The organism is Streptomyces noursei ATCC 11455, from assembly GCF_001704275.1.
Taxonomy (GTDB): Bacteria; Actinomycetota; Actinomycetes; order Streptomycetales; family Streptomycetaceae; genus Streptomyces; species Streptomyces noursei.
The window spans coordinates 640,387-666,738 of record NZ_CP011533.1; the positions used below are offsets into that span (position 1 = coordinate 640,387).

The window sequence follows — 26,352 nt, forward strand, 5'->3', positions numbered from 1 at the left end:
ACCCGGTGGTGTGCCCCGCTCACAGGCCCGCGCTCGCCCCTTCACTCCCGCCCGCCCGGCCACGCGGGCAGCGTGACGCGGACGAGGAGCCCACCGGTCGGCTGCGCTTGGGCCGTCACCGCGCCGTGATGGCCGTGCACGAGGGAGCGGACGAGCGCCAGGCCCAGGCCGTGCCCGCTGCGGTCGCTGGCCACGCGGGGACGCACCCGGTAGAAGGGCTCGAACAGGCGGTCCACCACGTCCGGGTCGACCGGCGGCCCGGTGTTGGCGACCTCCAGGACGACCTCGTCGTCGTGCGCGGCGACCCGCACCCGCACGGTGCCACCGGGCACGTTGTGGGTACGGGCGTTGTCGACGAGATTCACCACGAGTTGGCGCAGCAGCGTCGCGCTGCCACGGACGGTGCAGGCCGCGGCGGTGTCGGTGGCGAGGGCGAGCGAGACGCCGGCTGCCTGCGCCGGTCGGTCGGCGCGCGCGGCGGCGACGGTCCGCGCGGCGAGATCGGCCAGGTCGACCGGTTCGGTGTCGTGGATCGCCTGGTCCGCCGCGGCGAGCCGGAGCAGCTCCTGCACCACGCGGATGTTGCGCTCATTGGTCTCCCGCAGCATCGGCACCAGCTCGGCGATCTCCTCCTTCGACGGGTCGGCCGCCGCCATCTGCAGGATCGCCCGTGTCGTGGCCAGCGGGGTGAGCAGCTCGTGCGAGGCGTTCGCGGCGAACCGTCGATGGGCGGCGAAGGACTCCTCCAGGCGGGCCAGAGTGGTGTCGAAGGTGTCGGCCAGCTGCTTCAACTCGTCTGCCGGGCCCTGGGCGTTGATCCGGTACGACAGATCCCCCTCGCCTGCCTTGGCCGCGGCCCGATTGATGGTGTGCAGGGGCGCGAGCAGCCGACGCGACAAGATCCACCCCGCGCCGAGGCCGACGACCAGGACGACGAGCACCCCGCTGACGGAGACCAGGAGGACCGTCGACCAGACGTCCTCCTTGTTGCGGATCAGCCCGGACGTGTCGATCCGCCGGCCCTCCTGCAGGGTCTTGGGTGGTTGGGAGTCGGGGGTCGGCCGGATCGCGCCGGGTGCCGTGGAAGACGGGGACGACACCTCGACGGGCGTGGTGAGGTCGTAGGTGGGCAGGTACCGGATGCCGACGTAGATGATGGCGACCATCAGTGCCGAGCAGACCGCCAGCGCCCCGCCGAAGCCGAGGAAGAGCCTGGCGTGGATGCTGAGCGTGCGCGTCCGGCCGCGGCCTCGGCGGAATCTCATGCGGTCCCCAGGTAGTAGCCCGCGCTGATCGCGGTGTGCACGAGCCGGGGTTCGCCGAGCTTCTTGCGCAGGGTGTGCACCACGAGGCGCACCGCGTTGGTGACCGGGTCGGTGTGGGCGTCCCACGCCTTGTCCAACAGGTGGTCGGCGCTGAGCACCCCGCCGTCGGCGCGCATCAGCAGCTCCAGGACGGCCAGTTCCTTGGGCGTGAGGCGGATCTCGACGCCGGCGCGCGTCACACGACGGCGATGGGTGTCGAAGCTGAGGTCGGCGAAGGTCAGGACGGGTGGGTGTGCCAGGGGGCTGCGACGGTACAACGCCCGCAGACGGGCGACCAGTTCGGGAAAGTCGAAGGGCTTGGCCAGATAGTCGTCCGCGCCCAGGCCGAGGCCCTCCACCTTGTCGCCCAGTCTGCCCGCGGCCGTGAGCATCAGGATGCGGCAGTCCAGGTCCATGGCGACGATACGGCGGCACACCTCGTCGCCGTGGACGCCGGGCAGATCCCGGTCGAGCACCACCGCGTCGTAGTCGTAGACGGCGACCCGTTGCAGGGCGGTGCCGCCGTCGTGCACGACGTCGACGGCGATGGACTCGCGGCGCAGCCCGAGCTCCAGGACGCGCGCCAGGTACTGCTCGTCCTCGACCACCAAAACCCGCATATGCGCCGACCCTTTCCGCAGTTTCTGAGAATTCCATGAGAAGGGCGGTAGGTATCGAGCGGGATTCCTTGCCTTTCCCGGTGTTTCCGTCACGTCTATCAGACGCCGCATTTGAATCGTATATGAGGGCTCGCGCGCTGCGGATTTCCGCAAACACGGCTCACAACCGGCGCTCCCTAGCCTTCCGGCCATGAATCTCTTCAAACGGGCGTGGTGGCGGCTGACCGGCCACCCGGGCAAGACATTGATGCTGATCGGCTTGTTCTTCGTGATCTGCACCCTGGTGCTGTCCGGATTTCTGATCCAGTCGGCGGCGGCCCGCGCGGCCGACGGCGCCAAAAAGAGCGTGGGGGCCGTGGCCACCATGCAGCTCGATGTGAACGCCCTGATCAATTCGGGCAAGAACAACGGCACCGATCCCGAGGGGCAACGGGGCGGGACCATCGGTTCGCACGGTGATCTGCATCGCTCGCTGGTCAACAGGATCTGTGCGTCGTCCGTGGTGCGCCAGTGCAACTACACGACGGACAGCGGTGCATTCCCCACCGGGTCCACCGAGCTCTACCAACCGGTCCCGGCACCGCGCGGCCAGGACTCGCGCGGCACGGATCTGTTCAAGGTGGACGGCATACGCGACCTGAGCGCCGTCGCGGCCTTCCGCAACGGCGATGCCACATTGGTGGCCGGACACGGAATCGGCCCGAACAGCAGACGCGACGAGATCGTCATCGAGGAACGCCTGGCCAAGCGGAACGGCCTCAAGGTCGGCGACACGGCCGAACTCAAGGTGGGCGAGTTGCCGGCACCCGGCCAGAAGGCCGATGACCGGGAATACGCGTTCAAGGTCGTCGGCATCTACCGGAGCGGCACCGCGGACACCGGCACCTACGTTCCCGCGATGATGGACCCCGCCAACCAGATCTACGCCACGCCGGACGGCGCGAGCACGCTCCTCGGCAAGGGCGCGGGGGCGGACGGCGTGCTCAAGCAGGCCACCTTCACCCTCGACGACCCCAAGGACCTGGACCGCCTCAAGAAGGACGCCGAGGCCGCGGGCGCCGATCTGGAGATCTTCCCGCTGTCGATCAACGACAAGCAGTATCAGACCCTCGTCGGCCCCATCACCAAGACCGCCGACTTCGCCACCGTCACGGTATGGCTGGTCGCGGTCGCCGGCACCGTCATCCTCGCCCTGATCGTCGCCTCCAACCTGCGGGAGCGCCGCGGCGAGTTGGGCATCCTGCTCTCGCTCGGCGAGAAGAAGCCCAAGCTGCTCGGGCAACACCTGGTCGAGGTGGTCGCCTGCGCGGTACTCGCGATCGGCCTCGCCGGCGTGTGCAGCCGGTTCCTCTCCCAGGCCGTCGGCGACCGGCTCCTCGCGAGCGAGGTCTCAACCGCCAACCAGGCAGCCGCGAACGAGGCCGGCCGGCGCGACCCCAGCGACCCCACCGGCATGGCCAAGAAGGACCAGCCCGACGCCAAGCCCATCGACGCGATGGACGTCCGGCTCGGCTCCGCCGACATCGCCAAGGTCGGCATCACCGGACTGGGCATCGCGGCCCTGGCCACCTGCGTCCCGGGCGCCCGCGTACTGCGCCTGAACCCGCGCGACATCCTCACGAAGGGCGACTGACGTGACCACTCCCCTCCTCGAACTCACCGATCTGACCCGCACCTACAGCGGCGGCAACCGTCGCCGCACCGTCCTCAAGTCCGTTTCGTACGCCTTCGAGCCCGGCCGCATGTACGCGATCGTGGGCCCCTCGGGATCCGGCAAGACGACCCTGCTGTCCCTGGCCAGCGGCCTGGACTCGCCCACCGCCGGCAGTGTCCGCTTCCACGGCCGCGACATCGCGGAGCTGGGCCTTTGCACCTACCGCAACCGGCACGCGGCCACCGTGTTCCAGTCCCTGAACCTGCTCACCTACATGAACGCCGTCCAGAACGTCACCTCCGCCATGGAGATCACCGGCGTGCGAGGGGTGCGCAGGAGGGAACGCGCCCACGAACTGCTCGATCTGCTCGGCATCGAACCGGCCGACCGCACCCGGCGCACCCTGCAGCTCTCCGGCGGCCAGCAGCAGCGGGTCGCCATCGCCCGCGCGCTGGCGTGCGAGGTAGACATCCTCTTCGCGGACGAGCCGACCGGCAGCCTGGATCACGAGACGGCCGCCGGAATCATCGAGATCTTCCGGAAACTGGCCCACGACGACGGGAAATGCGTGGTCGTGGTGACCCACTCCAAGGAGGTCGCGAACGCCTGCGACGAGGTCCTGCATCTCAAACGGGGCAAGCTGGTGCCGCAGGACTGAAGCGCCGCGCCGGCCGGCGCGGAGGCGTTGGGGCGGCCGGGCCGGGCCCCCGTACCGGCGTCGGGGCCCGGCCCACCGGTCTCAGACTGCGGCTACCGGGCCACCGCCGGGTCCGGCGATCACCCGCCTGATCAGCGAGCCCTTTTGAAGGTTTTCCCCCATCTGACCGCAGCTCTCGGGGAAAAGTCTCAACCGAAGTTTCAACGATACCGTCGAAGGCATGGCTACCGACATCACAGACACCACCCATGCCGTCGATGCCGCCGCCGTCATGCGGCTGCTCCCGACCCGACCGCGGCTGCTCGCCCTCGGTGAGCCCACCCACGGCGAGGACACGTTGCTCGACATCCGCAACGAACTCTTCCGACAGCTCGTCGAGCAGGAGGGCTACCGGACGATCGCGATCGAGAGCGACTGCCTGATGGGCCTGGTCGTGGACGACTACGTCACCTCGGGCACGGGCACCCTCGACGACGTCATGGAGCGCGGCTTCAGCCACGGGTTCGGCGCGTCCGCCGCCAACCGCGAGCTCGTGCGGTGGATGCGGGCGTACAACGACGGCCGGCCCGCGTCCGAACAGCTCCGCTTCGCCGGTTTCGACGGCCCGCTGGAGATCACCGGCGCCGCGAGCCCCCGGCAGGCCCTCACCGCACTGCACCGCTACCTCGCGGCCCGGGTGGACGCTGACCTGCTTCCCTGCACCGCGCAGACGCTCGACCGCCTGCTAGGCTCCGACGACCGGTGGACCAATTCCGCCGCGATGATGGATCCGGCCCAGTCGGTGGGACAGTCGGCCGATGCCAGGGAGTTGCGGCTGCTCGCCGACGATCTGGTGACACTGCTCGACGAGCAGGCCCCGCATCTGATCGCGGCGGCCCCGCGGGACGACTGGGACCGCGCGTGCCTCTACGGGCGCACCGCGACCGGTCTGCTGCGCTACCACTTCCGGATGGCCGACACCTCACCGATGCGCATGACCCGGCTCTGCGCGCTGCGGGATCTGATGATGGCCCACAACCTCCTGGCCGTCGCCGCTCGGGGCCCGGCACTCCTCCACGCCCACAACTCCCATCTCCAGCGGGAGAAGAGCTCGATGCAGATGTGGCAGGGACCGGTGGAATGGTGGAGCGCCGGTGCGTTGGTGAGCGCCCGGCTCGGCGACGGGTACGCCTTCATCGCCACGGCCCTCGGCACCATCCGGCACCAGGGCGTGGACACCCCGCCGCCGGACACCGTCGAAGGGCGCCTGTACGCGCTCCCGGAGGACCGCTACGTCGTCGACGCCCCCCGCCTGGCCGCCGCCCTCGGCGACCCGCGGCCCGCCCCCCGCGTGTCCCCCTACTTCGGCTACGCCCCACTCGACCCGTCCCACCTGCCCGGAATCGACGGGGTCGTGTTCATCAAGGACCTCCCCGGCATCCCGACGGACTCGTGAACGAGGTGGGCGGGCCCTGCATCGGGTCTTGACCGCACGCGGTGAAGACCCGGAGCTCCCGGCGGATCGAGCGCGCGGGCATCAGGAGTGGAATGAACCGTTTCTTGACCTCCCGTCCCCTATTCGCCTGTTCGCTCGCCTGCCAGGGTTCTCGTGCACACCACCGAGGTACGAGGAGAGAGGACTCTCGGTGAACTCAAGGGTGAGATCGGCACTGGTGGCCGGCGCGCTGGCGGCTGCGACGGTGGCGGGAACAGCGGGCACCGCCCAAGCGAACACCTACCAGTACAACGTGATGCTCCAGGACTACGCCACCGGCTACTGCCTGGACTCCAACGGCGGCGACGTCTACATCAATCCGTGCCAGCCCGGTAATCCGTGGCAGCGGTGGAACGTCGCGTCCTACGACAGCAACGTCGGTGGCTACTACGACCGGGTGCAGATCGTCCACCGCAAGGAGGGCAACTGCCTCCGAGTCCAGTGGTCGCATTCCGTCTCGCAGCCCAGTGGCTGGTTCGCAACCCGCGCGGCCGGATGCAATGCGAGCGACTACCACGACCAGTGGAACATGACCTGGGTCGGCAACAGCTCCGGCAACCCTCGCAACAGCTGGCAGTTCGCCAACTACCAGGCGGACTCCAATCTCAACGAGGTGCTCTGCCTCGATCGCGGGCAGAACGGACACTGGAACCAGTTGCTGTGGGACCAGGGCCACCCGCAGGGGGCCCCGGTCGCCAAGACCACCTGCTACAACCACACCAACCGGTACCAGATGTGGAACATGGTCCACTAGAGCGTGTCCATGGGGCGGGTGACGGACTCGCCGGCAGATCGTTCCGTCAGTTGCGGGACGGGGCGATCTGCCTGACACCGCGTGGGCTCGGATGGAGCCGCGTCTTCCGAAGAACGTGGGCCTGGGCGGGCGAGGGAAGAATCACCGCACAGCCATCAACGGCATCCTCCTCCGCCAGCGGACCGGCACACCGTGGCGTGACTGGCCCGCACGCTTCGGGAAGTGGAAAACGGCGCATGACCGTCACCGGCGATCGTCGGTGGACGGCGCGTGTCCGCTCGTAGCGCCGCGACGGGCGTGCTGCGCCCATGCCGGTACCCAGGTCGGTGCGTCGGGGCTGTGGGGGCGTACGGCGGCGAGGTAGTCGCGGAGGGCGGCGAGTGTGGGGTGCGGATCGTCGGTGCGCCAGAGCAGGGAGTGCGGATAGACCGGGGTGGGCTCGCGCATGGGAATGCGCCGTAGGTCCTGGCCGACGGGCCAGACAAGCGGGGTCCGTTCGCCGAAGAAAGTGCCCAACGAGTCGGAGGCGGCGATGGCCTCAAGGAGTGCCTCGACGCCGAAGTTGGGGCCGATGGTGTCGATGGTGACGCCGAAGGCGTCGGCGAACGCGTCGTAGTAGGCGGCCCATTCGGTGCCCGGGGCGTTGCCCGGCATCCAGATGCGCTGTCCGGCGAGTTGGCCGGGGGTGACGGCACTGGCGTTGGCGAGGGGGTGTGCCGGGCCGACGCACAGCTGCAGGGCCTCGTCGAAGACCGGGACGCTCTCGATGCCCTCGGGGAGCTGTCTGCCCGGCATGGTGACGGCACGGAAGGTGACGTCGATGGTGCCTGCCTGGAGGGCCGCGATGGCCCGATCGACGTCGAAAAGGGTCACCACGTCGAGTTCCCGTTCGGGGTTCGCGCGATGGAACTCCCGCAGCAGTCCGGCCGGGCCGACCCGGCGGCCGATGACGTCGACGCGCAAGGCCCGGCTTCCCGGGCGCACGGAGGCGGCCGCGCGCTCTTCGGCCCGCAGCAGGGCGCGGGCGTGCGGAAGGAACGCCTGGCCGTCGATGGTGAGGCCGACACCGCGCGCGGTGCGGTCGAAGAGTCGCACGCCGAGTTCCTGCTCCAGCGTGGCGATGCGCTTGGAGACGGCCTGCTGGGTGAGTGAGAGGTCGGCGGCGGTCTTCTGGAACTGGCCGGTGTCCGCGACCGCGACGAAGGTACGCACAGCGTTGAGGTCCACGCGAAGCAGCCTACTGGTACAAGGAATGGTTGGGGCTCGCCGGCTTTCCGGTCGTTTGATCCGCTGATCCGAGCTGACTTAGATGACCTGGGTCAACGAACGGTTGTCCTTGTCAAGGCGCGAGCGGGTGCGGCAGCTGCTTGCCGGCGCCCGGCCGCACCCCGGCTCGCCCCCTTGGACGCAGGCCCGTGCCGGCCCGCGGCGTCCGCGCCGGGTCGGCCGCGGCCCTCGGCGAGGCCACCGTTGCGGCACCGCCGTCCCGGTGGGGCCTCCGCCCTGTCAGTTCCGTCATTGGAGGTGGCACACCCGTGCCCGATTCCTTTGTGCACCTGCACAACCACACCGAGTACTCGATGCTGGACGGCGCCCAGAAGCTGCGGCCGATGTTCGGTGAAGTGGCGCGACAGGGGATGCCCGCGATCGCCATGAGCGACCACGGGAACATGTTCGGGGCCTATGAGTTCGCGCAGGTCGCGAAGGACTTCGACGGCATCAGGCCGATCATCGGGATCGAGGCGTATGTGGCGCCCTCGTCCCGGTTCGCCCGCAAGCGGGAGTTCTGGGGCCCGGGCGGACGCCGCGCCGTGGGCGACGACGGCGAGGGCTCCAAGGACGTCTCCGGCGGCGGACGTTTCACGCACATGACCATGTGGGCGCGGACCGCGCGGGGCCTGCGGAACCTGTTCTGGCTCGGCACGCAGGCCAGTTATCAAGGGCAGTTCCCGGCGGGCAAGCCGCGGATGGACCGTGAGCTGATCGCCGAGCGGCCGGAGGGCATCATCGCCACGACCGGCTGCCCCTCCGGGGAGATCCAGACCCGGCTGCGGCTGGAGCAGTACGCCGAGGCCAGGTCCGCCGCCGCGGCCTACCAGGACATCTTCGGCCGGGAGAACTACTTCCTGGAACTGATGGACCACGGCCTGGCCATCGAGCGGGACGTCCGCGACGGACTGCTGCGCCTGGCCCGGGAGTTGGACATCCCGCTGCTGGCCACCAACGACGCGCACTACGTCACCGAGGACCAGGCCGACGCCCACGACAACCTGCTGTGCATCGGCGTCGGCAAGAACAAGGACGCCCCGGGCCGCTTCCGCTTCAACGGCTCCGGCTACTACCTCAAGTCGCCCGCGCAGATGCGCGCCCTCTTCGCCGAGCTGCCGCAGGCGTGTGACAACACGCTGTTGATCGCCGAGCGGATCGAGCCGTACGGCGACGTCTTCGACCACGTCGACGAGATGCCGCAGTACCCGGACGTGCCCGACGGGGAGACCCAGGAGTCGTGGTTACGCAAGGAGGTGCTCAAGGGCCTGGCGGCCCGCTACGGCGACCCGGTCCCGCAGCACGTCCTGGACCGCTTCGAGACCGAGATGACGGTCATCGGCCCGATGGGCTTCAGCTCCTACTTCCTGGTGGTGGCGGACATCTGCCGCTTCGCCCGCGACAGCAGGATCCCCCTCGGTCCGGGGCGCGGCTCGGCCACCGGCTCCCTCGTCGCCTACGCCACGCGCATCACCGAGCTGTGCCCGTTGGAGCACGGCCTGCTGTTCGAACGGTTCCTCAACCCCGAGCGCATCAACCCCCCGGACGTCGACCTCGACTTCGACGACCGCCAGCGCGACCGCATGGTCCGCTACGTCATCGAGAAGTACGGCGACGAGTACACGGCCCTGGTGAACACCTTCGGCAAGATCAAGGCCAAGAACGCGATCAAGGACTCCTCGCGCATCCTGGGCTACCCGTACGCGCACGGCGAGCGGATCACCAAGGCGCTGCCGCCCGACCAGAACGGCAAGTCCGCCCCGCTCGGCGCGATCTTCGACCCGTCCCACCCCCGGTATGCGGAGGCCGGCGAGATCCGGCAGATGTACGAGCGCGAGCCGGACGTGCGGCGGGTGATCGACACCGCGCGCGGGGTGGAGGGCCTCACCCGCGGCACCGGGGTGCACGCCGCCGCGGTGATCCTGTCCAAGACCAGGCTTACCGACCGCATCCCCCTGCACATGCGGGCCGCCGACGGCGCGCGGATCACCGGATTCGACTACCCGTCGTGCGAGGCGATGGGCCTGATCAAGATGGACTTCCTCGGGCTGCGCAACCTGGGCGTGATCGACCACGCCATCGAGAACATCCGCGCCAACCGCGGCATCCGCCTGGCCACCGTGGCCCCCGACACGCCGGACACCTCCGACGTCGTCATCCCGCTCGACGACGCCAGGACCTATCGCCTGCTGGCCGAGGCCAACACCCTGGGCGTCTTCCAACTCGACAGCGGCGGCATGCGCGCCCTGCTCAAGCTGATGGAGCCCACCCGGTTCGAGGACATCGCCGCGGCCAACGCCCTGTACCGGCCCGGCCCGATGGCCGCCAACGCCCACACCAACTACGCCCTGCGCCAGAACGGCAAACAGGACCCCACGCCGATCCACCCGGAACTCCGGCAGGCGCTGGACCCGATCCTCGGATCCACCCACCATCTGCTCGTCTATCAGGAGCAGATCATGGCCATCGCCCGCCAGTTGGCCGGCTACACCCTGGGCGGCGCCGACATGCTGCGCCGTGCGATGGGAAAGAAGAAACCGGAGGTCCTGGCCGCCGAGTGGGAGAGGTTCCAGACCGGTATGCAGGCCAACGGTTACTCCGACGAGGCGATCAAAGCCCTGTGGGACGTGATGCTGCCGTTCTCCGGCTACGCCTTCAACAAGTCCCACACCGCCGGCTACGGCCTGGTCTCGTACTGGACCGCCTACCTCAAGGCCAACTACCCGGCCGAGTTCATGGCCGCCCTGCTCACCTCGGTCGGCGACGACAAGGACAAGGCCGCTCTCTACCTTGCCGATGCCCGCCGCAACCGCGTCCGCGTACTGCCGCCCGACGTCAACGCCTCAACCGCCGAGTTCACCGCCGTCGGCGACGACGTCCGGTTCGGACTGCGTTCCGTGCGCAATGTCGGCGACAGCGTCATCGAGGCCGTCGTCGACGCCCGGCGCCACAAGGGGCGCTTCACGTCGTTCGCCGACTTCCTGCACAAGGTCGAGCTGCCCGCCCTCAACAAACGGGCCGTCGAATCCCTGATCAAGGCGGGCGCCTTCGACTCCCTGGGCCACACCCGCAAGGGCCTCACCGCCACGCACGAGGCCGCCATCGACGTGGTCGTCCCGGTGAAGAAGGCCGCCGGCTTCGGCCAGCACGACCTGTTCGCCGATCTCGCCACCGCGGACGACGCCCCGCCCGCCTTCGGCCTCGACCTCCCCCTCGACGACACCGAGTGGTCACGCCGGCAACTGCTGGCCACCGAACGGGAGATGCTGGGCCTCTATGTCTCCGCGCACCCGCTGGACGGCGCCGAACACCTCCTCGCCGCCGCCCGCGACTGCTCCGTCGCCGACCTCCTCGCCTCCGGCCGCACCACCGGCGAGGTGCGGCTGAGCGGCCTGATCGCCAACCTCCAGCACAAGGTGACCAAGAAGGGCAACCCCTGGGCGATCATCACCCTCGCCGACCGCGACGCCAGCCTCGACGTCCTCCTCTTCCCCGCCGTCTACCAACTCGTCCAGCACGCGCTGGCCGAGGACAACGTCATCACCGTCCAGGGCCGGATCGAGGACCGCGACGGCACCCTGAACCTCCACGGCAAGGAACTCGGTGTGCTCGATGTCTCCGCGGCCGAACACGGCGGCCTGCCGCCGGTCCGTCTCGCCCTCCCCGCCCACCGGATCACCACCCGGTCCGTCGCCGAACTCACCCGGATCCTCATCGCGCACCCCGGTGACACACCGGTCCACCTCAGCGTCCGCACCACCCGAAGGACCACCGTCTACGCCCTACGAGCCACCGTGAACGCCGCCACCATCGCCTCCGACATCAAGGGCACCTTCGGCGCCGAAGCCTGGGCGGGCCTGGCATGACCTCCACCACCGACCAGGTGCACCTCGTCGACGTGCGGACCGCCGCACTCCCGCCCTGCCAACGCTGCGGAGCGGCAGTGCTCCTGAGCGCCCGCTATCGGCACTCCTGGCAGAACCGGACCGGAGCCGCCGTCACCGGCTTCAAGGAGACCGCACTCTGTCCCACCTGCGACGCGGACGATCCGGCCGCGGCCGGTCTCCTCGCACTGCTGGGACCGGTCCGCCATCTCGACGCCACACACCTCACGGCCCTCGGCGAACTCGTCCTCGCCTGGCTGGAGGCGATCCGCCACCGGACACCGGACCCGACCGAACTGGCCGCCGAGGAAGCCCTGTGGAGAGCCGGCGAACTCTGAGCACCTTCCACGGTGCGGTGGCTACCCGTTACGACGGGCGCGGTGCGCGCGCCCCGCCACGGCCGCAGCCACTGCCACTGCCACTGCCACTGCCACTGCCACCGCCCCATCACCGTGACCGCACCGCCAACGCCGACGACGCCGCTGGTGTACCCCATCCGGCGCCGCTCAGGAGGGAACCGACTCGACCGTGAGCGCGGCGAGTTCCCCGAGGACGCGGGCCGCCGGCGCCGGGTCGATCAGCCACTTCAGGTGGCTGCCTTCGAGGGTGCGGACGTCATAGGGGTTGTCCGGCGTCAGGGCGTTGCCCTCGCGGATCAGCCGGTCCTGAAGGGCGAGCGGCAGGCTCGCGTCGTCGGCCAGGCGCACGAAGGTCTTGGGGATGCGGCCCCAGGTCGCGGCCTGCGCCCGGTCGGCGGAGGTGCCGACGTCCAGGTTCTCGTCGGGCTGGAAGGTGTTCAGGAAGGTCAGGAGCTCCTCGTCGGTGCCGTCGGCGAGGAAGGCCGCCTTGAACCCCGCGAGGGCGTCGCGATCCGCGGTCCGGAAGTTGACGCGGAGCAGGCCGAGTTCGGCCGGGTTGCCGGCCAAGGCCAGGGCCAGCGAGGCCGCGTCGACGGTAGCCATCTCCGGCTCGGCGTAGTAGTCGTTGGCATCCAGTTCGACCGGGCACCAGGCGGAGACGTAGACGATGCGGTCGATCAGGTCCGGCCGTGCGTTGGCCGCAGCGGTCGCGGTGATACCACCACGACTGTGCGAGACGAGGATCACCGGCCCGTTCTCCTTGGCCCGTTCCAGGATCCCGATCAGGTGCCTGGCGTTGTCGGCGAGCGTGACACCCCGGAGCGAACCGGGCGCCGCGGCGAGACCTTCGAGATCCTGGGGTGCCTGATAGGCGTGCGAGTAGGTCGCCCCGAAACCGTGGCCGGGCAGGTCGACGGCGACCGACCGGTGCCCGAGAAGGCCGAGTTCGGCCTGGAGCGGCGCGAAGGAGAAGGAGTTCGCGAAGGCTCCATGAACGAGTACGAACGTCGGTTGCATCTGTCTGCTCACTCTTCGCTTCCTGAGCTGGGCCGGTATCCGACGGATCAGCCTACGCGGCGAAGATCATCGGCGCTGGCGACATAAGGCGGCCCGGGGACCTGTTGGTCGTCAGACCGTCCGCAAGGGACGCTCTGCGGGGCCTACCAGGGCACTGTCTGGCCCGAGCGGTCCAGATACGCCAGACCGGGCGTGCCCAGTTTGGCCAGCAGGACGTCCACCAGCAGCGGGACGCTCTCCTCGATGGTGAACGGCGCGTCCGGTCCCCCGAGCGCGGTGCGGATCCAGCCCGGTGCCAGGAGGACGAAGCCGCGCCGCGTCTCTGCCTGGCGGGCCGCGAAACTGCGCATGAACATGTTCAAGGCCGCTTTGCTTCCCCGGTAGACCTCGCGGCCTGCGGTCGTGTTGTTCGTGATGCTGCCCTGCCCGGACGACATCGCTCCGATGAGGCCGGTGGGGGACACCAGGTCTTCGAGCGCCTCGATGACGCGCATGGGGCTCAGAGCGTTGGTGATCATCACCTCGACAAAATCCTCTGTCGCCACCTTGCCGATCGGTGTCCGCTCGTTGTTCGTGGTGCCGGCGTTGACGAAGAGCAGGTCGAGCCGGCGTTCCGCAAGACGCTCGTGCAGGGGCGCAAGGTGGTCGGGCGCGTTGACGTCGAGATGCTCGATGGTGACGCGGCCCTCGGCGCGGTCGGCGAGATCGTGCAGGGGCGTTGGCACGGAGGTATCGCGGACCGTGCCGATGACGCTCCAGCCTCGGCCTAGGAGTTCAGCCGCGATCGCGTGTCCGAGGCCGCGTGAGGCCCCGACGATGAGGGCGGTCGGCGTGCGCTGCCCTGTGACAGTCGATGGCATAGCGCGTCATCTCCATTCCTTTGCGTTGCGAGTTCACTTCGTGCGTCCTTGCCCCGGACCGTCTCGGGGCGACGCCGGGGTACGCACTGTCGTGCCTCTTCATCGGCACGGAGCGAGTCTGCTCGCCGTGCTGCCGCAGATGCGATCCAGGCAGTTCAATTTGTAGGATTCCCGCTATGACAGGTGCATCGATGTCTCAATCCCTCGCGATTCAGCCCGATGATGTGCGAATCATTCGTGCACTGCAGGTCGCCCCGAGGGCCTCCTTCGCGTCGATAGCAGCCGCGCTCGGCCTCACCGAAGGCACCGTCAACCGCCGATATCGGCGGTTGCACGCCGACGGCGTCATCCGCGTCGCCGGCGTGGTCAACCCGGGAGCGTTGGGACAAAGCAGATGGCTGGTACGACTACGCTGCCGGCCCGGCAGCGTCGCGGCGATCGCGGGCGCGCTCGCCAAGCGGGACGATGTCAACTGGGTGGCCCTCGGCGCGGCCGGCTCCGAAGTCACGTGCGCGACTCAGTCACGGGATCAGGCGCAGCGAGAAGAGTTGCTCGGCCAACGGCTTCCGCGCACCGCGGCGGTGCTCGACATCAACGCCTTCGCCATGCTCCGCCAGTTCATGGGAGGCCGCGGCCACTACTGGGCCGCACTCCACGGCGTGCTGTCCCCGGAGCAGGAAGCCATGCTCGGGAGCGACGGCCCGCCATTCACGGAGTCTCCGGTCGTCGCTGATGACCCTGTACACCTCAGCGCCGAAGAAGAGAAGATTCTCGGCGCGCTCGCCGCCGACGGTCGGGCCAGTCTCGTCGACCTGGCCAGAGCGGCGGATTCCACACCCGGCCGCGTATCCCGCCGGCTCGGCGTCCTGCTCCAACAACGCGTCGTCCACATCGACGTCGAGATCGCCCCGGCGGCCTTGGGCTATCACGCGCGGGCCAACCTGTGGCTGCGCGTGCATCCGTCCGAGGTGAAGAACGTCGGACGCTCACTGGCACGAGAACCAGAGATCGCCTTCGCCGCGGCCATCTCCGGCCCCTACAACATCCACGCCGTCGCCCACTGCCGAGACCTCGACGAACTCTTCGAGTTCACGTCGGAACGCATCGGGGCTCTGCCCGGCCTGCAGAGCATGGAAGTCTCACCTGTCCTACGGCACGTCAAGCAAGCCGGCACGCTGCTGTCCGGCGATCGCCTCGTCGTGCCGCCGACTCACGCGTGACGCAGGCAGGCCCGAGGCGTCGCAACGCCTCACGACAAGCTCGTCGTCCGCTACGAGGCGCGTCCCAGCCCGCCTTCGTACGGCAGTCCCTGTGACCTCATTTCAAACACGGGCTAGTAGGACTGCAGCTCCACCAGCGTGCCGTCCGGCGTCCTGATGTGTGCGGTGCGGAGGTCGGGGCCCCAGTCGGGGCGGTCCTGGGGCTCGGCGAGGACCGCGGCGCCGTGCTCGCTCAGGCAGCGCGTGGCGGCGTCCACGTCGTCGACGCGCAGGACGAGCATCGCGGAATCCTGCGCGGGCGCGGCCGACGGCAGATCGCCGGTGCCGATCGCCTGGGCGATGGCCGTGCGCGCGTACAGCACGAGGACGGCCTCGCCGCCCAGGTCCCAGTTGGCGTAGCCGGCAGCGGGCAGCACCTTGACGGGCTCGATGCCCAACAGATCGCGGAGCGCTTCGGTCCAGAAACCCGCTGCGGTGTCGAAGTCCTCGACCAGCAGCCGGGGGTACAGGGCGTCCATGGCGGCGATCGTATCCCCGCTCCGGGCCCCGCGTCGGTGGATTGTCGACCTCGTGTGACTGGGGACCCGACTGAGGGGAAGCGGGCGACCGGGAGAGGTGGCGTTCCCAGGCTCGGGACGGTGCCTGGGGCGTGGGGCGGGAGCCGCCAAGGCGTCGCGCGGTCGCGATGGCAGGATGAGGGCATGGTGACGAATCAGCCGCCGTGGTCGGGGCTTCATGCTGATCTGCTGGCGGCGAAGGCGTTGGTGTACGACGCGAGCGGTTTCGCCTGCTCACCGCCGGCGCCCGAACCGGAGAGCACCGAGTACGCGGCGTGCGGTTTCACGCTCGACGGCCGCTCGGTCCGGTTCCGCGTGGGCAAGACCACCCCGACGAAGGTGGGCCAGTTCGTCACCGTGTGGCAGCGGTCTGCGGAGGGGCCGATCCGGCCCTTCGACGCCGACGACGGCGTGGACCTCTTCGTCATCAGCAGCCACGACGCCGACGGCTTCGGGCAGTTCGTGTTCCCGGTCGAGGTGTTGTGCGAGCGCGGCATCGTCTCCCGCGACGGTTCCGGTGGGAAGCGCGGATTCCGCGTGTATCCGCCCTGGGTGACCACGACCAACCGGCAGGCCCGCAGCACGCAGGCATGGCAGGTGAACTACTTCTTCCACCTCGACCAGGACGGGGCTGCCGACCTGACGCGCGCCCGCGCGCTCTACCACCCGTAGGCGCCCGCCGCCGCCAGGTCGCCCGGTGCGCCCAGGCAGCGCCCGGCCCGAGCGTCGGGGGACCGTGCCGCACCGCGCCCCATCAGGTCCGTCAGGTCAGACCGGTGGCCTGTTCCGCGGCGCCCTGGGGCGACTTCGCACGGCGCGGGAGCAGCAGTGGCGTGGCCAGGAGGGCGACTCCGGCGCCGGCGATCGCGATGCGGGGGCTGGTGACGGCGGCGAACAGACCCCACACCATGGTCACGACGGCGATGCTGGTGCTGCTGCTGATCGACCATGCGGACAGGGTGCGGGCGACCCGGTCGGGGGCGGTGTGTTCGAGCCGGTAGGTGGCCAGCACCGGGTTGAACACGCCGATGCAGGTCACCAGGCCGAGTTGGACGACGACGATGAGCACCATCCCAGGGACTCCGGGCCCGACGAACGCCAATCCGACGGGCCAGCAGGCACGCAGCGCGCCGGCGGTGAGCAGCACCCTGCGCTGCCCGAACCGCGGCACGAGGCGGCGCGAGAGCCGTGAGCCGACGAGACCGCCGACGCACGGGCTCGCGAAGACCAGGCCGTACTGCCACGGTGCGAACCCGAGACGGCCCAGCAGGAGTACGGCCATCAGCGGCTCGGAGGCCATGATCAGGCCGTTGACCACGATCCCGTTGAAGAACAGCGGGCGCAGCACGGGGTGGCCGAGGATGTGACGCCACCCTTCGAGCAGATCGGCCGCGCGCAGCCGCGGGCCACCGGTGCGCGCCGGCTGCGGTTCGGTCCCGCCGATGGCGCGGAGGCCGAGCGCCGAGAGCAGATAGCTGACCGCATCGGCCACCACGGTCGTCACCGGGCCGAACATCCCGACCGCGGCCCCGCCCAGCGGTGGTCCGACCGAGGTCGCGGTCCACATCGTGGACTCGAACCGGCTGTTGGCGACCAGCAGGTCCTCCGGCGGCACGAGCGCTTTCAGATACGCACCGCTGGCCGCCTTGAAGGCGATGTCGGCCGCGGCGACGACGATGGAGACGACCAGGAGTTGGGCGAAGCCGAGCCAACCGAGCGCGAACGCGACGGGGACCGTCAACAATGCCGCGAACCGGCACAGATCCATCGCCATCATGACCGGACGCTTCCGCCGGAACTCCACCCACGGACCGAGCGGCACGGCCACCACGGCTCCCACCGCCCGCCCCGCGGCGGACAGCGCCGCCAGCTCCGTCGGACCGGAATGCAGCACCAGGACCGCGAGCAGGGGGAACGCACCGAACCCGAGCCCCGTGCCGTAGGAGCTGACCGCGAACGCCGCCCACAGCCACCCGAACCGCCTGCCCAGGGCCCGCCCACCTGTCATGCCTCACACAACTCTCGTCGATCCGAACGCCCGCACACCGGCCATCGGCATCAAAGCGAGAAGCGCCGCCCGGAGCAAACAACCGATCCATCGCGGGGCACAACCATCCGTTGTGCAGATCCGCCGCACCAGCCCCCACCACTCACCGCACGCCCCGCGCCGCACATCGACACCGAGCGTCACGGTCCTGACCGGTAAGCGGTGGCCCACCGTGGGCACGGTCACCGGGTTCGAGATCTGGTGGGCTCATCGCGACGGCGGCAGATCCGGTTGAAGCCGGCAGACAAGAGAGCCACCGGGGAAGAGCCACGGGGGCCGGGGCAGAACCTATGTCCTGACCCGGCCGGCCCGGGATTCCAGGTAGCGCTGCTCGGCGATGCTGGCGGTGGCCTTCGCGGCGCGCCGGTACAGCTCGTACGCGGCAGCCGGGTCGCCGGCCTTCTCCAGCAGGTGCGCCCGTACGGACAGCAGCCGGTGATGGCCGGACATCCGCGCGTCATCGTCCAGTGTGCCGAGCAAAGCCAGCCCGGCCTGCGGGCCCTTGGTCTCGGCGAGTGCGATCGCACGGTTGAGGGTGACCATCGGGTTGGGCGCGATGCGTTCGAGGATCAGGTAGAGGGCGTGCACCTGCGGCCAGTTGGTCTCCTCGGCCGTGGCGGCGTCGGCGTGGGTGGCGGCGATGGCGGCCTGCAGTTGGTAGGGCCCCAGCTCCGGGCCGGCCAGCGCGGCCTTGACCAGCTCGGTGCCCTCGTCGATCAGCGCGCGGTCCCACCGCGTACGGTCCTGCTCGTCCAGCGGCACCAGGTCACCGCCCGCCGTCGTCCGGGCCTCCCGGCGGGCGTGGGTCAGCAGCATCAGTGCGAGCAGCCCGGCCGCCTCGCCGTCCTCGGGCAGCTGCGCGCGGACCATCCTGGCCAGTCGGATCGCCTCGCGGGCGAGGTCGGGGCGGTGCAGCTCGCTGCCCGAGGAGGCGGTGTAGCCCTCGTTGAAGATCAGGTAGAGCACGTGCAGCACGACCCGCAGCCGCTCCTCGCGCTCGGCGCCGGCCGGCAGGCGGAACGAGCTGCCGGCGGCCTTGATCCGCTGCTTGGCCCGGCTGATCCTGGCCGCCATCGTGGCCTCCGGCACCAGGAACGCGCGGGCGATCTCGGCGGTGGTCAGGCCACCGACCGCCCGGAGCGTCAGCGCGGTTTGGGAGGCCGCGGTCAGCGTCGGGTGGCAGCACAGGAACAGCAGCACCAGCGTGTCGTCGGAATCCGGTACGTCCTCGGGCACCACTTCGGCGGCGGCCGCCGACTCCCGCTCGCGGCGCGCGTGCTCGCTGCGCAGCTGGTCGATGAACCGCCGGGAGGCCACGGTCACCAGCCAGCCGCGGGGGTTGTCGGGCACGCCCTCGGCCGGCCACTGCACGGTGGCCGCGAGGACGGCCTCCTGTACGGCGTCCTCACACCCTTCGAACTGGCCGTGCCGACGTACCAACGCGCCGAGGACCTGCGGCGTGAGCGCGCGCAGCAGGTCCTCGATGACGGGTGCGGTCATGCCTCCAATTGTCCCTCGGCGAACATCACCTGCCGCACCTCGACCCCGAGGCCGGCGATCGCGGTGTCCGGGATCTGCGCCGCCAGCTCGATCGCCCGCTGCTTGTTCTCGCAGTCGATCAGGTAGAAGCCCCCCAGGTACTCCTTGGACTCCAGGAAGGGTCCGTCGGTCACCACCGGCTGGCCGTTGCGTACGGACACCACGACTGCCTGCGACGGGTCGACCAGTGCCTGCGTGGTGATCAGCTCGCCGGACTTCTTCAGCGCCTCGATGAACGCGCCGTGCCCCTCGCCGATCGCCGCCTTCTCCTCGTCGGTCAGCGCGTCCAGCACGGCCGGGTTGATGTGCATGCTGATCAGGAACTTCATGTCGTCCTCCGCGTGGTGCGCGGGCCCCGGGTGGGCCCTTCGTCTCCATGGTCGGAGCCGCCGCCGTCGTCTTGACATCCGCCGCCGAAAATTTCGTCCGTATTTCCAGCCGACGGATGCACGGGCGTGCCGCAGACCCTGGAGGTCGCATCCTGTCCCCCTTATGGGCAGCCCCGGGCACGCGTGCGCGCGCCCATCCCTGGGAGCCCCTTCCCGGGGCCGTCACCCGCGTCCGGTGAACTGCTGCCCCACCCCGAGGCGGCGCAGGTCGGCGAGGACCTGCGGATCCTGGGCGTCCAGCCAGTCGCAGAGCTGCCGGAAGGAGACCAGGCGGACGTCCTTGCGCGCGTCGTCGGCGATGTGCTTGAGCGCCTCTTCGACGGCGTCCATGTAGATGCCGCCGTTCCACTTCTCGAAGTGGTTGCCGATGAAGAACGGCGCCCGGTTGGTCTCGTAGGCCCGCTGGAAACCGGCGATGTACGCCTCGGTGGCCTGCTTGCGCCAGCCCGGGTAGTTGGCCGGCGGTGCCTTGGTGGAGTTCTTGGACTGGTTGGCCAGGATGTTGTAGTCCATCGAGAGCACCTCGAAGGAGTGCCCGGGGAAAGGTATCTGCTGGAGCGGGAAGTCCCAGACGCCCTGCTTCTTGACCGGCCAGACCTGGCGGCCGCCCGGAGAGCTGGCGTCGTACCGCCAGCCGCGCTTGCGGGCCGTGGGCAGCAGGTTGTCCTGGCCGAGCAGACACGGCGTACGGCCGCCGACCAGCTCCTTGGTGTAGTCGAAGGGCAGCGGGTCGAGGTCGGTGAAGCCGGTGTTGGTCCGCCAGTTGGTGACGAAGGACATCGCCTGCTCGATCTCGTCGTTCCACTGGGCGGGGGTCCAGTGCGCCACGGAGCCCGAGCCGGTACCGCAGAAGTGCCCGTTGAAGTGGGTACCGACCTCGTGGCCCTCCAACCACGCCGCGCGCACGTTCTTCAACGTCGCCTTGATGTGGTCGTCGGTGAGGTAGCCGATGTCGGAAGCGCCGACGCGGTTGTTCGGCGGGCGGTACATGCGCTTCTTCTGCTCGGGCAACAGATACAGCCCGGAGAGGAAGAAGGTCATCGAGGCGTTGTGGTCCTTGGCCAGCTTGCGGAACCGCGGGAAGAGGCCGTTGCCCACCTCGCCCGCCCCGTCCCAGGAGAAGACGACGAACTGCGGCGGCTTCTGGCCCGGCTCCAACTTCTGCGGGGTGGGCGGCTGGTTGGGCTGCTTTCCGGTGTACGCGGTCGAGCCGTCGCCGATCGGCTTGGCCGGAACCGTGCCTTCCGGGTTGGCCGCGACCGTGTCAGAGGCCGATCCGAAGGGCGAGCAGCCGGCCACGGTGAGCGCGGCCGCCGCTCCCATCCCGAGTCCCAACACGCCCCGGCGGCTCAGTGCACGCATGACAATCCCCATTGCAATCGTTCGGAGTTCTGGTTTGTGGGGCACCCAGCGAAGTGGGACTGGGACGCCCGGAAAGGCGGGGAGGTGGATGCCGAGCTCGCCGCTCCGGCCCCGCGAACGGGAATGTGGCAGCGGAAGGTCAACGGTGCGGCACCGGTGGAACAGCGGAAGACCAAGCGAGGCACGGCGGACGAGTGGGCCTCGGATCCACAGGCGGCGGCCCCGTAAGACCTCTGCGTCGCCGGCTCCTCCGCGCCTCCCCGGCGCGGATCAGTCGACTCCCCCAGCCCCTCCATCGAGGGCGCCGCACATCCCGAGAACGCAGCCGTCGCGTACCGCTGCGAGAGGGTCGGTCAGCCGCCCACGCCGTGAGCGAGCGCGCCATGGCGGAGGGCCGCTGCTGCGGCAGGTCCCGCCCTTCCCGTGGAATTCTCAACCTCGTGCATACGTGCTCCCCGTTCGACGGGCGGACGGAGCGTACGGCCCCAGCAGCCCGCCATCAGCGCCCTTGGACGCACACGACTCTGCCGTGGATCACTAGCGCGCCGATAACGCCTCGCTAATGACGGAATCCCCAGACACCAACGAGGACCGGGCCGGACGTTACCCACCGGCCCCATCAGCCCCACTGGGCCACCGCTCCACCGGCCGTTCTCGACATGCAGTACACGACCGATAACTCCCCGTATCTCGCGGAGGCGGACGGAACTCCGCTCGGCGCCCACCTGCCGACCGGACACCGATTCCAGTCAGGTCAGGTCACGTCAGGACGAGCCAGGCCAGGCCGGACAGCACCGCGTTGCCGGTCGCCGCGGTTCACTGCACGCCCCCCTGCGCCAGCACGGCGACCCGCTCCGCGGACAGGGCCTGGTCGAAGACCTGGACGTTCTTGATGCTGCCGGAGAAGAAGTCGACGGGCCGGCCGCCCAGACTGGCGCGGCCGATCATGAAGGAGCCGGGCTTGGTGACGGGACGGGTGTCGGTGGCCGTGCCCTGCTGTGTGCCGTTGACATAGAGGTGGAGCCGCCGGGCCGCGGCGTCGCACACTCCGACCAGGTGGGTCCAGGTGTTCAGCGCGGGCGGACCCCCGGCGAGCGCCCGGACGCCCGGCCGGGAGAACGCCCACCGGCGGTCGTCGCCGGAGTACTGGAGGAAGAACGAGCTGCTGTCGGCGCCTTGGCTGACGATGGTGGCGAAGCCGCTCGCGCTGGTGAGGTAGCCCCAGGCGGAGACCGTGAAGCTGTGCCCCGGGCCGGTGTCGAGCACCGGGCCGCGCATGGTGATCTGGCTGCTGACGCCGTTGGAGAGCGCGGCACCACTGTTGCCCACACCCCGGCGGACATCGGCCGCGGTGCCGCCATGGGTGCCGACCGCGTCCGCCGCCGACGTGCCCGCGCGCTCGTCCAGTCGCCAGACCCCGACCGGCTACGGACCGGTGGGCGGGGTGGTGGACGGGGCGGTGGACGGGGCGGGTTCATTCCCCGGAGCGCTGTCGTGGCCGCCGGTGAGGGCCATGGGAACCCCCGCCGCGACGGCCACCAAGTCGATGACCCGCGGCCCGTCCGTGGCGAGCAGCACGTTGGAGGGCTTGAGGCCGCGATGGACGAGCTGTGCGCCGTGGATCGACACCAGCGCCTCGGCGAGCCCGGCGGCCAGGGCGAACACGCGCGGCGTGGGCATCGGTCCCCAGTCGGCGACCGCGTGCTCCAGTGACGGACCGGAGATGTAACTGGTCACCAGCCAGGGTTCGGGCGCGTCCGGGTCGGCGTCGATCACCGGCGCGGTGAAGGCCCCGCTCACCGCCCGCACGGCCTGCACTTCCCTGCGGAACCGGGAACGGAAGTCCGGCTGATCGACCAGTGCGGCGTGCACCACCTTGACCGCAACCTGTCGGCCTCCGGGCGAGCGCCCGAGGAAGACCCGCCCATGCCGCCGGCGCCCAGCCGTCCCAACAACCGGTATCCGCCGATGGACCGCGGGTCGCCCGGATCCAGCGCTGCCACAAACCCCTCCCGCGTCGTCGACCCGGTCACTTTCGGCCGGGCGGTCTCCAGCATAGGGGGCGGCCGCGCGACGGCCGGCGGGCCCTCCGCGTGCGGGTGCCTGGCCGACCGCCGCTTCCGGGACGAACCGGAGCAAGAAGCAGTGCTCATAAGGGAGTTGACGTGTAGTCAGCACTCAGTCGATCTGCTGCGGCGTCACCGTCAACCACTGCTTGTCCGCGGTGACCTTCTGCCCCAGCTCCTTCTGGCGTTTGGCGTTGGCGCGCTTCATCGCGTCGAGCTCCTTCATGGAACTCTCCTTGCGGTTCACCCACACCCGGACGCCACCGTGCTGCACGTCCGCGGAATGGAAGAGCATCGGGCCGTCGCTCTTGGGGGTGTCGCCCGCCGCGAGGATGGGCTGCTGCCACGCGTCGATGTAGGTGTTGATCGCCGCCGGCTTGCCCTCGTACCAGGTCAACGGGGCCCACAGGGTCGGCGTCAACTCCCGGTCGGCGAGCTTCTTCGGGTCGAAGTGGCCGGACGCGATCTCCTTGCGGGCACTGGTGACGTCGCCCGTCGTACGGTCCTTGAGGAGCATCGAGACGCCGATGACGTTCTCGGGCTTCACGTCGTACCCGTACTTGGGGTCGCTCAGGACCATGCGCACCAGGTCCTCGGAGGCCGCACTGACCACGTACACCTCCACCCCGTGCCTGCGCAGTGCCTGGTAGAGCTCCTGCATGCCCCGGTAGAAGCGGGGGGCCTGCACCTCGGTCCCGGTGAGCTTCCCGTCCACGTAGTACTCGGCGGGGATCGGCCGGTGGTACGCCAAGAGCTCGTCCACGTACCCCTTGAGCTGCTTCAGGGTGAAGCCCGAGAAGATCTGCGCCGCCCAGGGGTAGCAGACCTGGTCGTCGACCTCGCACAGACGGTTGTAGTAGCTGTAGAGGCTCTCCTTGTGAGTCGCCGTGTCCTTGAAGGGGATGACCTTCAAGGAAGGGGCCATGGTCTGGCGGGTCAGGACGCCCTTCATCTCCAAGAAGGGCAGCAGGGCCTCTTCCAGGTCGTTGCGGTACGTGGTGTTGTCCGCATCGAAGACCGCGTACGCGCCCTTGTGTTCGTGGTCCGTGATGACCTCGCCGAGCTTCTTGGCCACCGGTGCGGGCCAGTGCTTCAGCTCCTCCGATGCCACTCGCGACGACGACCCGACGGCCTCGGCCTCGCTGCCGCCCGGCCACAGCGCACTGCCCGCGAACACCGCGGCGGCCAACGCCCCCGCGGTACCGAAGATCGCCAGCTTGCGCCTTGCTCGTACTGCCATGGTTTCCGTTCCTCTGAGGACTGCCCAGCGCCCCGTCCGGAGCGGCGGGCAATCGTACGGGGCCGGGCGGGAGTTGACCATGATCGATGTCACCGCGGGCGGGAGGTGTGGCCAGGCGGAACGGGGGTAGTCGTACCGGGCTCCGCGAAGACCGACCGGTGAGCGCGACCCCGCCCCCGAACCCGATGGCTCGGATGGGCTCAGCCGCAGGGTGGCACTGGTACCACCCCAGGTACGGAAGGTGGCTTCATTGTTCGCCGGCTCCGCGCGACCCAGTATCAAGGCACCGTTATTCCTCAAGGGGGAACCGATGCCCATATCCGGGAAGTCCACGCGCTGGGCGGCCGTCGCCGCGTCCGTGCTCCTCACGGCAGGAGCCCTTCCGATCGTGGGGGCGCCAAGTGCCCTGGCCGCGAACGCCGCCGGGCCAGCCGCCGTGCGCACTCCGGCGCGCTATCTGAACCAGCACCTCGACTGGCGGCCCTGTGCCTCCGGTGCGTTGGAGTGCGCGGACATGGCCGTGCCGCGAGACTGGCACCATCCGGAACAGGGCCCCGGCCTGACCGTGGCGGTCTCCCGGCACCGGGCGACCGATGCCGCCGGGCGGCGCGGTGTGCTGATGATGGCCGCCGGCGGCCCTGGAGCCTCCGGCCTCACCCGGCCCGCGGGTCTGGCGAACTACGCGCCCGGTCTCGCCGCCGCGTACGACATCGTCGGCTTCGACCAGCGCGGCGTCGGCAGCAGCAGCAAGGTCACCTGTGCCGACCAGTCGGCCGTCGACGGCTACTTCTCCGGGGACAAGCGCGACCGCTCCGCCGAAGCCGTCCGCGAGACGTTCGCCCGAGCGCGCGCCTTCGTCCGCGACTGCCGACGCCACTCGAACGACCTGCTGCCGTACATCACCACCGAGCAGGCCGTCCACGACATGGACCTCTACCGCTCCCTCCTCGGGGCCGACACGATCTCCTACTACGGCCCGTCCTACGCCACCGTCCTCGGTGCCGCCTACGCGACCGAGTTCCCCCACCGTGTGGCGCGCATGGTCCTCGACAGCAACGTCGACTACACCGGCACCTGGCAGTCGTTCATGGAGGCCCAGCCGCTCAGCTTCCAACGCCGGTTCGAGGAGGACTTTCTCCCGTGGCTGGCGAAGAACGACGGCGTGTACCACCAAGGGCGCACCCCCGCAGAGGCCAAGGCATCCTTCGAGCACCTGCGCGCCAGGCTGCACGCACACCCCCTCGTCCTCGACGGGACGACCATCACCCCCGACCACCTGGACGCCCTCACCGGGAGCGCCATCTACCGGGCCGATCCGGGCTTCGAGAACCTCGCCACCGCCCTGACCGTCCTGGCACACCCCGATACCGCACCACCTGCCGCCGAGCAGTCCCTCGCCAAGGCGCTGGCGCATCCCACGGACGCGGGCTTCGCCGCGGACTTCTTCTCCGTCGTCTGCAACGACACGCCCTGGAACCGCAGTTCGGCCTACCTGATCGCACAGAGCGACCGCGCCACGCGCGACTACCCGCTGGCGGGTGCCCGCTCGTTGACCTACTCCGCGGTCTGCGCCGCCTGGCCGCAGTCCACCGCGCCGCGCATCCACGTCACCGGGCGCGGCCTGCCCCCCATCCTCATGCTGAACTCCGTACACGACCCGGCCACTTACTACGAGGGCGCGCTGCGCGATCACCGGGCCCTGCCGACCTCGCGCCTGGTGACGGTCACCGGCGGCGGCGACCACGGACAGTTCCAGAACCACAACGCCTGCGTCGACAACCTGGTCGAGGGCTACCTCGCCGACGGAACCCTCCCGCCCACCGACACGACCTGCGCGGCCAACCCGCTCCCGGTGCCGGGCCCGGCCACCCGGGCGTGACGGTGCCCGCCCCGGCCGGTGCCTCGGCCGAGGGAGCAACGACCGACGGGCACGCACCGTGCGGGAGCGGATGGCCCTCGCTGCCGTGGTGCGGCCCGTCCGTGCCGTGGCAGACGCCCCGGATTTTCGCGCACACCGATGTCAAGAAGCGCTCGACCGCTCCGACCCACCAGAGCGACACGTCGAGAGAACTGGGGCGACCT

Annotated in this window: 22 protein-coding genes and 1 pseudogene; 10 read left to right on the forward strand and 13 right to left on the reverse strand. The window is 69.9% G+C overall.

The features are described 5' to 3' along the window. Positions 1-41: 41 nt before the first annotated feature. On the reverse strand, positions 42-1,265 hold the full coding sequence (locus SNOUR_RS02795) for a sensor histidine kinase (protein ID WP_067343537.1): 1,224 nt from the start codon (positions 1,263-1,265) through the stop codon (positions 42-44). Beyond that, positions 1,262-1,924 carry a response regulator transcription factor gene (locus tag SNOUR_RS02800; protein WP_067343538.1) on the reverse strand — a complete coding sequence of 221 codons (663 nt, stop codon included), beginning with the start codon at positions 1,922-1,924 and terminating at the stop codon, positions 1,262-1,264. Before SNOUR_RS02800 ends, SNOUR_RS02795 begins: the two co-directional genes overlap by 4 nt. A 190-nt stretch (positions 1,925-2,114) precedes the next feature. Here SNOUR_RS02800 and SNOUR_RS02805 point away from each other — a divergent pair, with 190 nt between their 5' ends. The 5 genes and pseudogenes from SNOUR_RS02805 to SNOUR_RS44465 all read left to right on the forward strand — a co-directional run. Further along, positions 2,115-3,557 carry an ABC transporter permease gene (locus tag SNOUR_RS02805; protein ID WP_067343540.1) on the forward strand — a complete coding sequence of 481 codons (1,443 nt, stop codon included), beginning with the start codon at positions 2,115-2,117 and terminating at the stop codon, positions 3,555-3,557. A 1-nt stretch (position 3,558) separates the two neighbouring features. After that, on the forward strand, positions 3,559-4,236 hold the full coding sequence (locus SNOUR_RS02810; protein ID WP_067343545.1) for an ABC transporter ATP-binding protein: 678 nt from the start codon (positions 3,559-3,561) through the stop codon (positions 4,234-4,236). 220 nt (positions 4,237-4,456) lie between these two features. Next, on the forward strand, positions 4,457-5,671 hold the full coding sequence (locus SNOUR_RS02815) for an erythromycin esterase family protein (protein WP_067343547.1): 1,215 nt from the start codon (positions 4,457-4,459) through the stop codon (positions 5,669-5,671). A gap of 190 nt (positions 5,672-5,861) precedes the next feature. Beyond that, positions 5,862-6,464, forward strand: coding sequence for a ricin-type beta-trefoil lectin domain protein (locus tag SNOUR_RS02820; RefSeq protein WP_159425783.1), 603 nt, complete (start codon positions 5,862-5,864; stop codon positions 6,462-6,464). Between the two features lie 91 nt (positions 6,465-6,555). Continuing rightward, a pseudogene (locus tag SNOUR_RS44465) lies at positions 6,556-6,732 on the forward strand (transposase); the annotation flags it as partial. On the opposite strand, the gene SNOUR_RS02825 reads toward SNOUR_RS44465, so the two are convergent. Beyond that, on the reverse strand, positions 6,708-7,691 hold the full coding sequence (locus SNOUR_RS02825; protein WP_067343550.1) for a LysR family transcriptional regulator: 984 nt from the start codon (positions 7,689-7,691) through the stop codon (positions 6,708-6,710). The pseudogene SNOUR_RS44465 and the gene SNOUR_RS02825 overlap by 25 nt on opposite strands. Before the next feature lie 308 nt (positions 7,692-7,999). Between SNOUR_RS02825 and dnaE the strand changes: the two genes are divergently transcribed. Next, positions 8,000-11,596, forward strand: a complete 3,597-nt coding sequence (dnaE, locus tag SNOUR_RS02830) for a DNA polymerase III subunit alpha (protein WP_067343552.1) — start codon at positions 8,000-8,002, stop codon at positions 11,594-11,596. Then, positions 11,593-11,952 (forward strand): DUF6300 family protein, encoded by a 360-nt coding sequence (locus tag SNOUR_RS02835; protein ID WP_067343554.1) that lies wholly within the window; start codon positions 11,593-11,595, stop codon positions 11,950-11,952. Before dnaE ends, SNOUR_RS02835 begins: the two co-directional genes overlap by 4 nt. A gap of 168 nt (positions 11,953-12,120) precedes the next feature. Here SNOUR_RS02835 and SNOUR_RS02840 read toward each other — a convergent pair whose 3' ends face one another. Together SNOUR_RS02840 and SNOUR_RS02845 are read right to left on the reverse strand one after the other, a co-directional pair. Beyond that, entirely contained in the window at positions 12,121-12,990 is an 870-nt protein-coding gene (locus SNOUR_RS02840; protein ID WP_174717943.1) for an alpha/beta hydrolase, read from the reverse strand. A gap of 143 nt (positions 12,991-13,133) precedes the next feature. After that, positions 13,134-13,850, reverse strand: a complete 717-nt coding sequence (locus SNOUR_RS02845) for an SDR family NAD(P)-dependent oxidoreductase (RefSeq protein ID WP_067343557.1) — start codon at positions 13,848-13,850, stop codon at positions 13,134-13,136. A 176-nt stretch (positions 13,851-14,026) separates the two neighbouring features. On the opposite strand from SNOUR_RS02845, the gene SNOUR_RS02850 reads away from it, so the two are divergent. Continuing rightward, the gene (locus SNOUR_RS02850; RefSeq protein ID WP_067343559.1) at positions 14,027-15,070 is read left to right on the forward strand and encodes an Lrp/AsnC family transcriptional regulator; all 1,044 of its coding nucleotides are present in this window, start codon (positions 14,027-14,029) and stop codon (positions 15,068-15,070) included. Between the two features lie 113 nt (positions 15,071-15,183). On the opposite strand, the gene SNOUR_RS02855 is transcribed toward SNOUR_RS02850, so the two are convergent. Beyond that, complete coding sequence (locus SNOUR_RS02855) at positions 15,184-15,588, reverse strand: VOC family protein (protein ID WP_067343561.1); 405 nt, start codon at positions 15,586-15,588, stop codon at positions 15,184-15,186. Between the two features lie 183 nt (positions 15,589-15,771). Between SNOUR_RS02855 and SNOUR_RS02860 the strand changes: the two genes are divergently transcribed. Further along, on the forward strand, positions 15,772-16,299 hold the full coding sequence (locus SNOUR_RS02860; protein WP_067343562.1) for a MepB family protein: 528 nt from the start codon (positions 15,772-15,774) through the stop codon (positions 16,297-16,299). Positions 16,300-16,390: 91 nt separating this feature from the next. Here the strand turns inward: SNOUR_RS02860 and SNOUR_RS02865 are convergent, their stop codons facing one another. The 7 genes from SNOUR_RS02865 to SNOUR_RS02890 all read right to left on the reverse strand — a co-directional run bounded on the left by SNOUR_RS02865 (position 16,391) and on the right by SNOUR_RS02890 (position 24,270). Continuing rightward, positions 16,391-17,635, reverse strand: a complete 1,245-nt coding sequence (locus tag SNOUR_RS02865) for an MFS transporter (protein WP_067343564.1) — start codon at positions 17,633-17,635, stop codon at positions 16,391-16,393. Between the two features lie 327 nt (positions 17,636-17,962). Further along, positions 17,963-19,174: an RNA polymerase sigma factor gene (locus tag SNOUR_RS02870; RefSeq protein ID WP_067343565.1), complete on the reverse strand. Its 1,212-nt coding sequence runs from the start codon at positions 19,172-19,174 to the stop codon at positions 17,963-17,965. Then, positions 19,171-19,542, reverse strand: a complete 372-nt coding sequence (locus tag SNOUR_RS02875) for a YciI family protein (protein ID WP_067343567.1) — start codon at positions 19,540-19,542, stop codon at positions 19,171-19,173. The genes SNOUR_RS02870 and SNOUR_RS02875 overlap by 4 nt, the downstream gene beginning before the upstream one ends. Before the next feature lie 222 nt (positions 19,543-19,764). After that, positions 19,765-20,964, reverse strand: a complete 1,200-nt coding sequence (locus SNOUR_RS02880) for a polysaccharide deacetylase family protein (RefSeq protein ID WP_067343569.1) — start codon at positions 20,962-20,964, stop codon at positions 19,765-19,767. Between the two features lie 816 nt (positions 20,965-21,780). Further along, a complete protein-coding gene (locus SNOUR_RS47895) occupies positions 21,781-22,293 on the reverse strand; it encodes a LamG domain-containing protein (RefSeq protein WP_312631757.1) in 513 nt (170 codons plus the stop codon). 96 nt (positions 22,294-22,389) lie between these two features. Continuing rightward, entirely contained in the window at positions 22,390-23,142 is a 753-nt protein-coding gene (locus SNOUR_RS49135; protein ID WP_376738495.1) for a protein kinase domain-containing protein, read from the reverse strand. Next, on the reverse strand, positions 23,143-24,270 hold the full coding sequence (locus SNOUR_RS02890; RefSeq protein WP_099055643.1) for an HAD family hydrolase: 1,128 nt from the start codon (positions 24,268-24,270) through the stop codon (positions 23,143-23,145). A gap of 310 nt (positions 24,271-24,580) precedes the next feature. On the opposite strand from SNOUR_RS02890, the gene SNOUR_RS02895 reads away from it, so the two are divergent. Further along, a complete protein-coding gene (locus SNOUR_RS02895) occupies positions 24,581-26,149 on the forward strand; it encodes an alpha/beta hydrolase (protein WP_312631758.1) in 1,569 nt (522 codons plus the stop codon). Positions 26,150-26,352: the final 203 nt, after the last annotated feature.

Excerpts from the sequence above, each read along its gene's own strand:
- SNOUR_RS02795 (WP_067343537.1), bottom strand. The coding sequence starts at position 1,265 with ATGAGATTCCGCCGAGGCCGCGGCCGGACGCGCACGCTCAGCATCCAC.
- SNOUR_RS02800 (WP_067343538.1), bottom strand. The coding sequence starts at position 1,924 with ATGCGGGTTTTGGTGGTCGAGGACGAGCAGTACCTGGCGCGCGTCCTG.
- SNOUR_RS02805 (WP_067343540.1), top strand. The coding sequence starts at position 2,115 with ATGAATCTCTTCAAACGGGCGTGGTGGCGGCTGACCGGCCACCCGGGC.
- SNOUR_RS02815 (WP_067343547.1), top strand. The coding sequence starts at position 4,457 with ATGGCTACCGACATCACAGACACCACCCATGCCGTCGATGCCGCCGCC.
- SNOUR_RS02835 (WP_067343554.1), top strand. The coding sequence starts at position 11,593 with ATGACCTCCACCACCGACCAGGTGCACCTCGTCGACGTGCGGACCGCC.
- SNOUR_RS02840 (WP_174717943.1), bottom strand. The coding sequence starts at position 12,990 with ATGCAACCGACGTTCGTACTCGTTCATGGAGCCTTCGCGAACTCCTTC.
- SNOUR_RS02845 (WP_067343557.1), bottom strand. The coding sequence starts at position 13,850 with ATGCCATCGACTGTCACAGGGCAGCGCACGCCGACCGCCCTCATCGTC.
- SNOUR_RS02850 (WP_067343559.1), top strand. The coding sequence starts at position 14,027 with ATGACAGGTGCATCGATGTCTCAATCCCTCGCGATTCAGCCCGATGAT.
- SNOUR_RS02855 (WP_067343561.1), bottom strand. The coding sequence starts at position 15,588 with ATGGACGCCCTGTACCCCCGGCTGCTGGTCGAGGACTTCGACACCGCA.
- SNOUR_RS02860 (WP_067343562.1), top strand. The coding sequence starts at position 15,772 with ATGGTGACGAATCAGCCGCCGTGGTCGGGGCTTCATGCTGATCTGCTG.
- SNOUR_RS02865 (WP_067343564.1), bottom strand. The coding sequence starts at position 17,635 with ATGACAGGTGGGCGGGCCCTGGGCAGGCGGTTCGGGTGGCTGTGGGCG.
- SNOUR_RS02870 (WP_067343565.1), bottom strand. The coding sequence starts at position 19,174 with ATGACCGCACCCGTCATCGAGGACCTGCTGCGCGCGCTCACGCCGCAG.
- SNOUR_RS02875 (WP_067343567.1), bottom strand. The coding sequence starts at position 19,542 with ATGAAGTTCCTGATCAGCATGCACATCAACCCGGCCGTGCTGGACGCG.
- SNOUR_RS02880 (WP_067343569.1), bottom strand. The coding sequence starts at position 20,964 with ATGCGTGCACTGAGCCGCCGGGGCGTGTTGGGACTCGGGATGGGAGCG.
- SNOUR_RS02890 (WP_099055643.1), bottom strand. The coding sequence starts at position 24,270 with ATGGCAGTACGAGCAAGGCGCAAGCTGGCGATCTTCGGTACCGCGGGG.
- SNOUR_RS02895 (WP_312631758.1), top strand. The coding sequence starts at position 24,581 with ATGCCCATATCCGGGAAGTCCACGCGCTGGGCGGCCGTCGCCGCGTCC.